Raw genomic sequence first — 14,573 nt, forward strand, 5'->3', positions numbered from 1 at the left:
TTGTTAGATTAGCAGATCATCAGTTGAATTTTTTAATGATGATCTGCTCAAAAATTTTGTAATATAATTATAATTTTACTCCCATTTCTGCAAGTAGAAAATCAGCCTTGTCAATTTTAGATGCAACCCATAAAACATATCTAATATCAACACCAATAGAGCGACTGTATTTTTCATTCCAAGCATAATCATTTATCGTAGCACCATAAGCTCTGTCGAAATTTACCCCAATTAATTCTCCATTGGCATTCATAATCGGCGAACCAGAGTTTCCTCCAGTAGTATCCATATTGTATAAAAATGCTACAGGCACATCGTTCAGTTCTTTTTTAGCGAAAATTCCAAAATCTTTTTGATCCCAGAGTGTTTTGATCATATTTGGATAAGCAAAATCTGGGTTTCCGCCAGCGCCTTTTTCTAAAATTCCTTTGATCGTTGTGTAAGGAGCCATAAAACTTGCATCAGCAGGAGAATAACCTCTAACATAGCCATAGGTTAATCTCAATGTACTATTGGCGTCGGGTATAAAGTCTTTTTTCAAGAACTTTTCTTTAACATTTACATAATCGCCCATTAACTTATTTAAAACACCTTCTCTTCTGTCTTTTTCAGGTTTAAGTTCTGCAATTTGTTTAGCAATGTCTTTCTCCAATAGCAATAATCCATCATTGTAATCATTTAATGCCTTTGCTGATTTTAAAAGGTTGTTAAAAACGTAATTTTTATCCTTCAACTTTGTTAAGCCAAAAGTGTCATTTATGTAATCATTAATCATAGCTTCATTGCTAGATCCTTTATTAACTATTTTATCAACTGCATTTATTCTTTGATTTGAACTTAAAACAGCTGCATCTGTCATCATTTTCTTAAAAATTCTTCGGTCAGCATCAACATCAAAAGCATCATAAACTACATTTATACTTTGTTTTAATTTATCAATATTATTGTTAAAAAACACTTCTTTTTGCGATGAAGGTTGCTTTTCGATTTCGGTTTTGAATGCATTTATTTGTTTTGATACATTAAGTAAGCTTGTTGAAGTGTAAATTTGGCCAAACCACATGTCTCGGTAAACATCGCCATTAATCTGTTTGTACAATTGGTCTATATCAGTCATTAAATTACCATATCTAGCTTTAATGTCTAAATTGTTGTTTATAAATTGTGCTAAATCTGCATCTTCTTGAGTTTTTTGTCCAACAAGATCAATATCTTTTAATCCTTTCAATTTACCTCTGTAATTTTTCATCACATTGGCGTTTCTTTTAATTCTAGTTGCTAATTTCAGTTCTGTTGCTTTATCTTTTTTACCTACATTTTCCATAGTAGCATTCTGAAAATCATATAATTCAGAAGTGTAGGGCAATAGATATTTTTGCTGATAAGCTATAAATTGCGCAGGGCGATGACGAAACGTTTTACCTGGGTAGCCTAAAATAAACACAAAATCTTCTTCTGTGGTTCCGACTGGATTTACCTTCAAAAACTTTTTAGGTGTGTAAGGGATGTTGTCTTTTGAATATTTAGCTGGCTTACCGTCTTTACTAACATAAGCTCTCATAAACGAATAATCACCAGTATGACGAGGCCAAACCCAATTATCAGTCTCGCCACCAAACTCACCAATTTTTCTATTTGGAATGTAAACTAAACGTACATCTAAAATAGTTTTGTATTTAAACAACACGTAGCTTTTTCCTATAAACATTTCTGATACTTCAGCTTTAATACTTGGATCGTTTTTTTCTGCTTCTAAGGCAATATTCTTCATTGCATTATTAATCATTTGTAATCTCGAAGCCGGATCTTCAATTTGCGCAACAGCTCCTAAAACCTTATCAGATACATCTTCATAACTATCAGTAATTCGACAAGTTAAGCCTTTTGCTTCAAGCTCTTGTTCTTTTGTTTTGGCCACAAAACCGTTATTTAAATAATCATTTTCTGGTGTGCTGGCTAATTGTACGGCACTAAAAGCACAATGGTGATTTGTAATAATTAATCCTTCGTTAGATACAAAAGAACCAGTGCAACCGCCTACATTTACTAACGCGTCAACCACACTTATCCCGTTAGGATTATAGACTTCATTGACTTCAATTTTTAGTCCCGCTTTTTTTAAATCTATTTTACTTATTTCGCTTAGCGGAAACATTCCTTCTTCCCTAAAGTTGTAGCCAAATTGTATAAATCCGCCAATTAAGATTAAAGTAATTAATAAGGTTTTCTTGTTCATCATCTTGTGTGTTATACTGGTAAATTTCAAAGCTAATAATTTTATAGGATGTTATCATCCATTGTTGATTAGTCTTTTAAATGTTAATTACTCCTTACAAAATTTTAATTGTTTAATCATTTACTAACTTTGTGGCATGGCCGAAGATTTAACAATTGCCAAAACTGGCAGTAAAGAGCAACAATACCAATCGTTAATTCCTCAAATTGAAGCATTACTTTATGGTGAAACTGATCAAATTGCTAACATGGCAAATATTTGTGCGGCATTAAAAGAGCAGTTTAATTGGTTTTGGGTAGGTTTTTATTTGGTTAAAAACGATGCCACACCAGCCGGTGGACAAGAATTAGTACTTGGTCCTTTCCAAGGTCCTGTTGCTTGCACCAGAATTAAAAAGGGAAAAGGTGTTTGCGGATCTTCTTGGTTAAAAAATGAAATTCTAATTGTTCCTGATGTTGATGAGTTTCCAGGTCATATTGCTTGTGCTTCTGCTTCAAAATCTGAAATTGTATTGCCTGTTTATCAAAACGGAAACATTATTGGCGTTTTAGATGTTGATAGCGAATATCTTGCTCACTTTGATGAAGTTGATGGCAAGTATTTAAATCAAATTATTAAATTTTTAGATGCCTAAATTACCGTATTCGTTTTATCAACAAGAAGATGTAATTAGTTTAGCCAAGCAGTTATTAGGTAAAAAATTATTTACATTAATTAATGGAGAATTAACTGGCGGAATTATAGTAGAAACCGAAGCTTATAATGGTATAATCGATAAGGCATCTCATGCTTATAATGGTCGTTTTACACCTCGAACATCAACCATGTATAAAACAGGAGGAATTTCTTATGTATATTTGTGTTATGGTATTCATCATCTTTTTAACGTTGTTACTGGAGTAGAAGGAAGCCCTCATGCTGTTTTAATTCGTGGTTTAGAGCCAACAGATGGTCTATCAACTATGTTTAAGAGAAGAAACATGCAAAGTTTAGCTCCTAAAATTACTGCTGGACCAGGGGCGCTGGCTAAAGCTTTGGGGATAGATAAAAATCTCAATGCCAAAGATTTATTAGGTGATGAAGTTTGGATTGAAGATGTTAAAACAAAATACAGAAATACTCAGATCATCGCATCTCCAAGGGTGGGTGTAGCTTATGCACAAGATAATGCATTATTGCCTTGGCGTTTTTACATTAAGGGAAGTCAATTTGTAAGCAAGCCAAATTCTTAATCATTTCTATTTTTGATAAAAAACTTTTCAGAAGCGCTGCTGTTTAGTATAAAAACAAAAGCGATGAAAAACGAAAAAAATATAGCCATACTTAAAGAAATGGCAGAAAAAGTAAGAATTTGCATGTTCAATACATTAACTGATGATGGTTTTCACAGTAGACCAATGGGAACAGCAAAAATAGAAGATGATGGAAGTATTTGGTTTTTTACAAACGAATATTCTCCTAAATCTAAAGAAATATCAAAGGATAACGAGGTAAATTTAGGCTATAGCGATCCATCAAATAACACTTACATCTATATTAATGGAAAAGCAGAGTTAGTTGATGATCAAACTAGAAAAGAAGCTTATTTTTCGCCATTTGTTAAGGCATGGTTTCCAGAAGGTGCAGACGATCCGAATTTGATATTGATTAAAGTTACTCCTTCGGTTGCAGAATACTGGGATTCTTCATCAAGTAAAATGGTAGTTGCTTTTCAAATGCTCAAAGCAATTGTAACAGGCAATACTCCTGATATGGGTGAGCATGATAAAATTAAATTTTAATATAAAATGATTTACTGATGAAAAGTCTAGCCTTAGGGTTAGGCTTTTTTTTGTTATTATTGGAACATGAATTTTGAAAACAATTTAGCATTTGCACAAGATTTAGATCAGCATGATTCATTAGGTAAAATGAGAAATGAATACTTGTTTCCACAGCATAATGGTAAGCCATTTATCTATTTGTGTGGCAATTCTTTAGGCTTACAACCTAAAGTAGCAAAGCAGGTTTTAAATACGCAACTAGATAATTGGCAGAACTTAGCTGTAGAAGGTTGGTTTGATGGCAATTCGCCTTGGATGTTTTATCATAAAGAACTCAAAAAGCTGATGGCTCCAATTGTTGGTGCAAAAGATATTGAAGTTTGTCCGATGAATACGCTAACTGTAAATCTACATTTATTAATGGTTAGTTTTTATCAGCCAAAGGCGAAAAAATATAAAATTATCATGGAGGGTGGAGCTTTTCCCTCAGACCAATATGCAATTGAAAGTCAAATTCGTTTTCATGGTTTTGATCCCGCTGATGCAATAATTGAAGTGAAACCACGAGAAGGAGAATATATATTAAGAACTGAAGATATCTTAAATACAATAAAAGATAATGCGGATGAAATTGCGTTGGTATTATTTGGAGGTATTAATTATTTTACGGGGCAATGGTTTGATATGCCTGCAATAACTAAAGCAGGACATGATATTGGTGCTATAGTGGGTTTTGATTTAGCTCATGCAGCTGGAAATGTGCCATTAAAGTTGCACAATTGGGATGTTGATTTTGCTTGCTGGTGTTCTTATAAATATCAAAATGCTGGCCCGGGTGGTATAAGTGGGATTTTTGTTCACGAAAAACATTTTACTAATGAAAAGTTACATCGCTTTGCGGGATGGTGGGGCTATAAAGAGGCACAACGCTTTAAGATGGAAAAAGGTTTTGTGCCAGAAGTTGGAGCCGATGGTTGGCAAGTAAGTTGTACCCAGGTTATGCCAATGGCTTTATATCATGCCTCATTACAATTATTTGAAAAGGCTGGTTTTATAGAAGCACTTAGAGCTAAAAGTATTACTTTAACATCTTATCTATTTTACATTATCAATCAAGATAATAAAGAATTAGGAGAAGAGCAGTTTAAGATTATAACACCTGATAAAGTGGAAGATCGAGGCGCTCAAGTTTCTATCATTGCCAAAGCAAATGGGAAACAAATATTTGATGCTTTAGTAGCCAATAACGTACTTGGCGATTGGCGTGAACCTAATGTTATTCGTTTAAGTCCAGTACCAATGTATAACAGTTTTGAAGATGTCTTTAGAACCGGAGAATTATTGTTAAAAATTAGTCAATCGCTATAAATGATCAACTACAATCCAAAAGAATGGGTGAGTTTTATCTTCCACATTCATAAAGCAGATACTTTTAGAAAGCTATGGCCTTTAATGTTAAGTATAGCAGTATTTTCGGCTATCATTGCATATTTAGAGCTTAATTATTTAAAACTAGCAGAAACAACATATATCAAAAATGTGGGTATGATGCATAACCTTTTGGGTTTTGTAATCTCAATGCTTTTAGTTTTTAGAACAAATACATCTTACGATAGATGGTGGGAAGGCAGAAGATTGCTAGGATCTTTAACTAACGTGAGTAGAAATTTTGCCATTAAAATTAAAGCACTAAACTTATCAAATGAAGATAATGAGTTTTTTAAGTATGGTATCCCGAAATATGCTTTTGCCTTAAAAGAACATTTGCGAGAGAAACTTTATTTTGGAAAAGATAGCTTTTTAATTGAAGTTGATGGAGGAAAACATATTCCTAATCAAATTGCAACTAGCTTAACAATAAAGCTTTATGAGTTGCAGGCTAAAGGAAGAATTTCTCAAGAGCAGTTAATTACATTAAGTAACGACGCTAATCAATTTACAGATATTTGTGGCGGTTGCGAAAGGATTAAAAATACACCCATACCATATTCTTATAGCGCATTTATTAAAAAATTCATTTTTATTTATGTTTTAACCTTGCCGATAGGATGGGTTTTTAGTTTAGGCTATTTTGTAGTACCAATTGTACCTTTTATTTTATATGTTTTGGCCAGTTTAGAGTTAATAGCAGAAGAAATTGAAAATCCTTTTGGCGAGGATGCTAATGATTTACCAGTAGCTACAATATGCAATAATATCGAAAAACATGTTGGCGAAATTTTAAGTTGATTTATCAATAAAATGTAGATAACTTATTTCTCGATGAATGCTTTGGCGAGGTAACTTTATAAAAGTTAATCTTCGCTAAGTTTTCTATAACCGAAAAATATGTTTTTAAATGTTCATTCTCAATATAGCCTTCGTTATGGCACAATGAACATAGAAACATTGATTGCTGAAGCGAGAGCTAAAAATATTCATCAATTTGTATTAACAGACATTAACAACTCTACAGGTTGCATGGAATTTATTCGGCTTTGTCGAAAAGAAGGGTTAGATGCAAAAGACGAAGCTGGTAACATTACCAAATCTGCTTATCCAATTAAACCTATTATTGGAATAGAGTTTAAAAGAGCGCATCAGCTATTATATATTGGCATTGCCAAAAATAAAGAGGGAATGAAAGAGTTAAATGATTTTTTAACCTATTACAACCTTAATCAATTACCGCTACCCAACCAACCTAGTGAGTTTAAAAATGCTTTTATTGTTTTTCCTTTTGGTAACAAAAAAGAATTAAACGATAATGAATATTTAGGCATAACAGCTAATGAGATCAATAAAATTGTAGGAAAATCTATTGAAAAAATTAGGCATAAGTTAGTGGTTTTGCAATCGGTAACAGTTAAAAATAAACTTGAACATAGGTTGCATAAATACTTAAGGGCTATTGATTTAAGCACAGTTTTAGGAAAACTACAAGATGCTGATTGTTGCCATGAGGAAGAAATTTTTACAGCTGAAGATGAACTTAAACAAAAGTTTGAAAATTATGAATTCATTGTAGAAAACACACAACAATTACTAGCAAGTTGCTGTATGGATGAATATACTTTTGGCAAAAAAAACAAAAAAACTTTTACTGGCAATGTTAAGGATGATTTGTCGCTCTTAACTAAACTTGCCATAGAAGGGGTAACTTATCGTTACGGTAAAAACAATAAAGAAGCCATTGCAAGAGTAAAAAAAGAGCTAAAAGTTATTGCTGAGTTAGATTTTTGCGCCTATTTTTTAATTACTTGGGATGTGATTACTTATGCAATGGGCAAAGGTTATTACCATGTTGGCAGAGGTTCTGGAGCAAACAGTATTGTAGCGTATTGCTTAAAAATAACTGACGTAGATCCAATTTCATTAGATCTTTATTTTGAAAGGTTTTTAAATCATAAAAGAACTTCACCACCAGATTTTGATATTGATTTTAGTTGGGATGAGCGTGAAGATGTACAAGATTATATTTTTAAGCGCTACCAAAGCTCAAATACAGCACTTTTAGGTACAATGAGCACTTTTAAAGATCGGGCAATTATAAGAGAAATTGGTAAGGTGATGGGTTTGCCAAAGGCAGAAATAGATGATTTTTCAGACCCTACAAAAGATCGTTTACATGCAGATAATGTGGTTTTTAATAAACTTCTTTATATCAATACGATGATGAAAGGAATGCCTAACCAACGCTCCATACATGCAGGTGGCATTTTAATTAGCGAAGAGCCGATTACCTATTACACCGCTTTAGATTTACCGCCAAAAGGTATGCCAACCGTACAATGGGATATGTATGAAGCCGAACTTATTGGTTTAGATAAATATGATATCCTGAGCCAGCGTGGTATAGGTCATATTAAAGAAGCAGTTCGTTTAGTGCGTAAAAACAAGAAAGAAAGGGTAGATATTCATGATTTTAAATCTTTTAGGTACGACCCGAAACTAAATGCTCAATTAAGTGCAGGTACGCCAATTGGCTGTTTTTATATCGAGTCGCCAGCAATGCGGCAATTGCTTAAAAAGCTATCATGCGAAGATTACCTCACGTTAGTGGCTGCAAGTTCGATCATTAGACCTGGGGTTGCCAGTTCTGGAATGATGAAAACATATATTCAGAGCTATCATGATCCAGAAAATGTAAAATATTTGCATCCGGTAATGAAAGAGCAATTAGAAGAAACATTTGGGGTAATGGTTTATCAAGAAGATGTAATTAGAATTTGTCATCATTACGCAGGTTTAGATATGGCCGATGCGGATATTTTACGTCGTGGTATGAGTGGTAAATATCGTTCTAAAATAGAATTTGATAAATTAGTGCAGCGCTTTTTTGATAAAGCAAAAGAAAAAGGAAGAGATGAAACAGTAACAAAAGAGGTTTGGCGACAGGTATCCAGCTTTGCTGGTTACAGTTTTTCTAAAGCGCACTCGGCCAGTTTTGCGGTAGAAAGTTACCAGAGTTTATATCTTAAAACATATTATCCGATGGAATTTATGGTAGCAGTGCTAAATAATTATGGCGGCTTTTACCAACGTTGGGTTTATGTACATGCATTACAGCAAACAGGGGCAAAAGTTAATTTACCCTGCGTAAACCATAGTGATAATGTGGTAAACATTGATGGAGAAGAGGTGTATTTAGGCTTTGTTGGCATTCAAGGATTAGAAAATAGGTTGATTGAAATCATCCCGCAAGAGCGGAGAGATAATGGAAAATATACTAATTTAGAAGATTTAATTAAACGAACACAACTCACTTTAGAACAAGCAATTATACTGATTAGAATTGGTGCTTTACGCTTTACAGGTAAAAGCAAAAAAGAGTTGTTATGGGAGGTGCATAATTATTTAGGTTCAAAGACAAAAGCAATAGCTGATAAAGAGCTATTTCATTCGCCAAGCAAGACCTATAATTTACCAGAGTTGGTTAATAGTGAGATTGAAGATGCTTATCAAGAATTAGAATTATTGGGTTTTCCGCTTACCCTTGGTATGTTCGATTTATTAAAAACAGATTACCGCGGCGATATTTTAGCAAAAAATCTAGAGCAGCATGAAGGTAAAGTTGTAAAAATGTTGGGCAATTTTGTGTGCGATAAAACAGTACACACTATTAAAAACACTAAAATGTGGTTCGGAACTTTTATAGATATAGAAGGGAATTTCTTCGATACTACGCATTTCCCAAACAGTTCGCCTATTTATCCGTTTAGGGGCAAAGGTTGTTATTTAATTTTAGGCAAAGTGGTATTAGATTTTGGTGTACCAAGTATCGAAGTAATTAAGTTTGCTAAACTACCAATTAAGGATAATCCGGTATTGATAACTGATAGCAAGCCGTTGAAGCAAAAGTTAAACAAATCAAATTGATAGAATAAAAACATGGGATGAGGGTATCCAAATTAAAAATTTCCGCTTAATCAGTCCTAAAAACTTCATTTTTCAAAACCCTAAAACTTTTCCACATATAGGTGCATATTGAGGGTTATTTTGTTAAATTCGCAAGGTTATAATAAAACCTAATTTATATTGCGATTGGCAGTTAGCGATAAGCGTTTTTAAACACTTATTGCATCACGCAAAACGCAAAACACAAAAAATTTATGGCAGAAGATTTAGAAAATCAAGAGAACGACAAAATAATTTCAATAAATATAGACGAGCAGATGAAGTCTGCTTACATCGATTATTCGATGTCTGTTATTGTAAGTAGGGCTTTGCCTGATGTGCGTGACGGGTTAAAACCAGTACACCGCCGGGTTTTATACGGTATGTTAGATTTAGGTTTAGGAGCAGGAAAACCTTATAAAAAATCTGCCCGTATTGTGGGTGAGGTTTTGGGTAAGTATCACCCGCATGGTGACTCTTCTGTTTATATGACCATGGTTCGTATGGCGCAGGAGTGGAGCTTACGTTATTTAATGGTTGATGGTCAAGGTAACTACGGCTCAATTGATGGTGATTCGCCAGCTGCCATGCGTTATACCGAGGCTCGTTTCCAGAAAATGGCTGAAGATATGTTGGCAGATATCAATAAAGATACGGTTGATTTTCAACTAAACTTTGATGATTCGTTACAAGAACCAACTGTTCTTCCTGCTAAGGTGCCAAATCTTTTAATTAACGGATCATCGGGTATTGCCGTAGGTATGGCTACCAATATGGCGCCACATAATATTACCGAAGTAATTAACGCAACTGTTGCCTATATCGATAATACAGAGATTACCATCCCTGAGTTAATGAAATATGTAAAAGGCCCAGATTTCCCGACTGGAGCAATTATTTATGGCTATTCGGGCGTTCAAGAAGCTTTTGAAACAGGTAGAGGTCGTGTTGTAATGCGTGCCAAAGCCGAAATTGAAACGGTTAAGGATAGAGAAACAATTATCGTAACTGAAATACCTTACCAAGTTAATAAAGCCATGATGATTGAGCGTACTGCTGAATTGGTAGGTGAGAAAAAATTGGAAGGCATTTCTAATATTAAAGATGAATCGAACAAAGACGGTATACGTATTGTATATGAAATTAAGCGTGATGCAAATGCTAACATCGTTTTAAATAATCTTTACAAACAAACCGCTTTACAAACTTCTTTTAGTGTAAATAACATTGCGTTGGTTCATGGCCGTCCGCAAATGTTAAACCTAAAAGATTTAATTCGCCATTTTGTTGATCACCGCCATGAAGTTGTTGTACGTAGAACGAAATACGAATTAGCAGAGGCTGAAAAACGTGCTCACATTTTAGAAGGTTTATTAATTGCTTTAGATCATATTGAAGAAGTAATTAAATTAATTCGTGCATCAAATACTCCTGAAGAAGCAAGACTTGGGCTGATGGAAAAATTTGGTTTGAGCGATATACAAGCCAGAGCCATTTTAGACATGACCTTGCGTAGATTAACAGGTCTGGAGCGAGACAAAATTAAAGAAGAGTATGCCGAGTTGATGAAGACTATCGAGTATTTAAAATCAATTTTGGATAGTGAAACTTTAAGGATGCAGATTATTAAAGATGAATTAGCCGAAATGCTTGATAAATATGGCGATGAACGTAGAACGACGATTGTTCATTCGGCAGAAGATATGAGCATGGAAGATTTCATTGAAGATGAAGAAGTAGTAATTACCATCTCTCATGAAGGATATATTAAACGTACCCCAGCTACAGAATATCGTACGCAAGGTAGAGGTGGTAAAGGCTCTAAAGGAAGTGATTCTAGAAATGAAGATTTCATTGAGCACTTATTAATTGCTTCTAACCATAATTACATGTTGTTCTTTACCGAAGCGGGAAGATGTTTCTGGTTAAGAGTTTATGAAATACCAGAAGGAAGTAGATTGAGTAAAGGAAGAGCTTTACAAAATATCATCAACATACCAAAAGAAGAGAAAGTTAAAGCTTATATAAAGGTTAAAAACTTAAAAGATCAAGATTATTTAGAGAATAACTTTATCATTATGTGTACTAAAAAAGGTACCATTAAGAAAACATCTTTAGAAGCTTATTCTCGTCCGCGTGTAAATGGTATCAATGCAATTAACATTAACGAAGGCGATCAATTATTAGAAGCAAGTTTAACAACTGGTAGCAGCGAAATTGTAATGGCACTGCGTTCGGGTAGGGCAATTCGTTTTAACGAAAGTACAGTTAGACCAATGGGTAGAACGGCAACAGGAGTAAGAGGTGTTACTTTAGCACATGATAAAGATGAGGTTGTGGGTATGATTGCTATTGATAGCCCAGAAGCAACTGTATTGGTAGTTTCTGAAAAAGGTTATGGTAAACGTACAGACATTGATGATTATCGCGTTACCAATAGAGGAGGTAAGGGTGTTAAAACAATTAATGTAACTGAAAAAACTGGCGCATTAGTTGCTATTAAAAATGTAACAGATGCCGATGATTTAATGATTATCAACAAATCTGGTATTGTTATTAGAATAGTTGTGAGTGAGTTACGTGTAATGGGTAGAGCAACACAAGGAGTTCGTTTAATTACTTTAAAAGGTAATGATGAAATTGCATCTGTAGCTAAAATAGAGCACGAAGATGATATTGAAGAGGTAGAAGATGCAGAAATTGTAGATGGGGAAGAGCCATCTGAAGAGAAAACATCACCATCGAATGAAACTCCTTCAGAAGATAACAATACTGATAACAACGAAGAAAAAACAGAAGAGAATTAATATAATTTAGATTAAAAATTAAAGAAAACATGAAAAAATTACTTTTAAGTATATTAATTGTAGGAAGCGCTACACTTGCAAATGCTCAAAAAAGTGAAGTTGCAGAAGCGAAAAAGAAATGGGGTATTTTTACCATTACTGGAGGAAAAGGTGAATTTGATAAAACAATGGCGGCGCTAAATGAAGGTTTAGTACATACCGATAAAGCGATAGCTAATGAAAAATCAAGTATTTTACCAGAAGCTTGGTCATATAGAGCATTATTTGCCTCATCTATTGCTGTAACAGATTCGGTAAACAATGAAAACTCAATAGCTAAGCAAAAAATTGCTGAAGAAGCCATAGCAAAAACTAAAAGCATTGATACGAAAGAAACAGAAAAAGATAATTTGGAAGTTGCTAGAATAAATATTCGTAATGCAGTTACTGGTAGAGCTATAAGAGCATATAACAAAAAAGATTTTAAAACAGCCTTAGCCTCTTTTAAAGAAGTGATTGAACTTAATCCTACTGATACTTCAATGTATTTAAATGCAGCTGTTGTAGCAAGAATGGATAACAACTTTCCTGAGTCAATTACTTACTTTAAAAAAATGATTGGTTTTAATGTTCCTGATGCGAAAAATTACTATACGGAAATCATTAATTTAAACTTAATTAATTTAAAAGATACAACGGCTGCTTTAGGTTTAATAACAGAAGCATTGGCAAAATACCCTAATGACGGTGATTTAATTGCAATGGAAACTGATATTTATATTTCAAGAGGCGATATCGAAAAATCGCAAGCTTCGTTACAAAAGTTAATTGCAAATAATCCAAAAAATGCACTTTATCAATACTTATTAGGTACTACTTACTTTAATACTGCTTTAGAAATTCAAAAGCAAAGAGATAAACTTGATGCTAAAAAAGTAAAAGAATACAATGCTGAAAGTGCTAAAGTTGTAGCAATGATTGATCAATCATTACCTTACTTTACAAAAGCTTTAGAACTAGATCCTAATCACCAACCTAGTTTAGATATTTTAACAAGAATATACGCTTTTAAAGGTGATACTAAGAGTTACGAAGAAATAAAGAAAAGATTAGACGCTTTACCAAAAAAGAACTAATTAAAAATAGAAAAGGAGGGATGAAAATCCTTCCTTTTTTTATGTAAAGTGAAAATAGCTTAATTGAGGTCGATAAAAATTTAATTTACTATTTTTGTAGGATAAGTCTTTTAAAATGAATTTCAAATATATATTTTACCTATTATTTATAACCAGCATCAACGCATTTGCGCAAAAAACACAAGTGCAGCTAGCACAAAATAGTTTAGGCAAACTTCAGGTTAGTATTTCTAAAAAAGAAGACATTAAACAACAACTCAGTATAATAGGTGAGGGTATTAAAGCCATTGAACTAGCTGAGAATGATAAAAAAACTAAAAATTGGCCAGAAACCTGGGCGGTAAAAGCATATCTAAGTTCTTACATTGCTTTGGTTGATGGTGATAACAATGCAGATAAACATTTTATCTTGGCTACTGATGCTTTAGAAAAAGCCACAACATTAGATAAATTTCAGGCCAATTCATCGCTTATTAAAGCTGCAACGTACAATATCAATATTAAAAAGCAAAATGAAGGTAATAAAATGTTTATGCAAAATGATTTTACCAATGCTTTTAACTATTTAAAACAGGTTAGTGATTATTTGCCAAAAGACACCACGTTAGCAGTTAATGTGGGTATATGTGCGCAGAACATACAGCTTTACAATGATGCGCTGCTTTATTTTAAAAGAGCCAAAGATAACGGTGTACGCAATCCTATTGTATATCAAAATATGGCCAATATTTATGCGTCAAAATTTGATAGCGAAGCGGCTATTAAAACACTCGAAGATGGTTTGGCAGTTAATCCATATCATCCATTTCTAACCAATGATTATATTAATTTATTATTGGATAATGAGCGATATGACAAAGCAACTAAAATAATTGAAGGATCCATTATTACAGATAAGCGTAATAAATTATTACTTTTCTTATATGGATATTTACAGCAATCTCAGTTAAATAATAAATCTGCTGCAGAATTAGCTTACCAAAAAGCACTGGATATAGATAGAAATTATTTTAATGCACTGTATCAACTTGGTTTAATATACATTAACAATGCCAATGAAGCACTAAAATCAAAAGAGACTAAACAATTTATATCTCATATCAATCGTGCCGAATTTATTTTACAACGTGCACACGAAATAAACTTGAACGATAAAAATACTTTACAGTTGCTAATCGAAATTTACACTAGAAAAAATAGATTAGATAGGGTTCAAGAATTTAAGAGAAAATTAAACGAATTTTAATGTGTAAAGTTGTGAGTTGGTAAAAGATGT

The 14,573-nt window shown here is 33.3% G+C and carries 10 protein-coding genes; 9 read left to right on the top strand and 1 reads right to left on the bottom strand.

Translation table 11 applies throughout. The features are described from left to right. Window positions 1-67 precede the first annotated feature (67 nt). Window positions 68-2,236: a S46 family peptidase gene (locus FA045_RS13870; protein ID WP_136877755.1), complete on the bottom strand. Its 2,169-nt coding sequence runs from the start codon at window positions 2,234-2,236 to the stop codon at window positions 68-70. 136 nt (window positions 2,237-2,372) lie between these two features. On the opposite strand from FA045_RS13870, the gene FA045_RS13875 reads away from it, so the two are divergent. The 9 genes from FA045_RS13875 to FA045_RS13915 all read left to right on the top strand — a co-directional run bounded on the left by FA045_RS13875 (window position 2,373) and on the right by FA045_RS13915 (window position 14,543). Continuing rightward, window positions 2,373-2,870 carry a GAF domain-containing protein gene (locus FA045_RS13875; RefSeq protein ID WP_136877682.1) on the top strand — a complete coding sequence of 166 codons (498 nt, stop codon included), beginning with the start codon at window positions 2,373-2,375 and terminating at the stop codon, window positions 2,868-2,870. Further along, a complete protein-coding gene (locus FA045_RS13880) occupies window positions 2,863-3,468 on the top strand; it encodes a DNA-3-methyladenine glycosylase (protein WP_136877683.1) in 606 nt (201 codons plus the stop codon). Before FA045_RS13875 ends, FA045_RS13880 begins: the two co-directional genes overlap by 8 nt. A gap of 63 nt (window positions 3,469-3,531) precedes the next feature. Next, window positions 3,532-4,017, top strand: a complete 486-nt coding sequence (locus FA045_RS13885; RefSeq protein WP_136877684.1) for a pyridoxamine 5'-phosphate oxidase family protein — start codon at window positions 3,532-3,534, stop codon at window positions 4,015-4,017. A 66-nt stretch (window positions 4,018-4,083) separates the two neighbouring features. After that, entirely contained in the window at window positions 4,084-5,367 is a 1,284-nt protein-coding gene (gene kynU, locus FA045_RS13890) for a kynureninase (RefSeq protein ID WP_136877685.1), read from the top strand. Continuing rightward, the gene (locus FA045_RS13895) at window positions 5,368-6,228 is read left to right on the top strand and encodes a bestrophin family protein (RefSeq protein ID WP_136877686.1); all 861 of its coding nucleotides are present in this window, start codon (window positions 5,368-5,370) and stop codon (window positions 6,226-6,228) included. 99 nt (window positions 6,229-6,327) lie between these two features. Then, a complete protein-coding gene (gene dnaE, locus FA045_RS13900) occupies window positions 6,328-9,357 on the top strand; it encodes a DNA polymerase III subunit alpha (protein ID WP_136877687.1) in 3,030 nt (1,009 codons plus the stop codon). A gap of 233 nt (window positions 9,358-9,590) precedes the next feature. Next, window positions 9,591-12,182: a DNA gyrase subunit A gene (gene gyrA, locus FA045_RS13905; RefSeq protein WP_136877688.1), complete on the top strand. Its 2,592-nt coding sequence runs from the start codon at window positions 9,591-9,593 to the stop codon at window positions 12,180-12,182. A 29-nt stretch (window positions 12,183-12,211) separates the two neighbouring features. Continuing rightward, window positions 12,212-13,297 (top strand): tetratricopeptide repeat protein, encoded by a 1,086-nt coding sequence (locus FA045_RS13910; protein ID WP_136877689.1) that lies wholly within the window; start codon window positions 12,212-12,214, stop codon window positions 13,295-13,297. 115 nt (window positions 13,298-13,412) lie between these two features. Continuing rightward, on the top strand, window positions 13,413-14,543 hold the full coding sequence (locus FA045_RS13915) for a tetratricopeptide repeat protein (protein WP_136877690.1): 1,131 nt from the start codon (window positions 13,413-13,415) through the stop codon (window positions 14,541-14,543). Window positions 14,544-14,573 lie beyond the last annotated feature (30 nt).

It is taken from the genome of Pedobacter cryotolerans (assembly GCF_005116475.1).
GTDB classification, from domain to species: Bacteria; Bacteroidota; Bacteroidia; order Sphingobacteriales; family Sphingobacteriaceae; genus Pedobacter; species Pedobacter cryotolerans.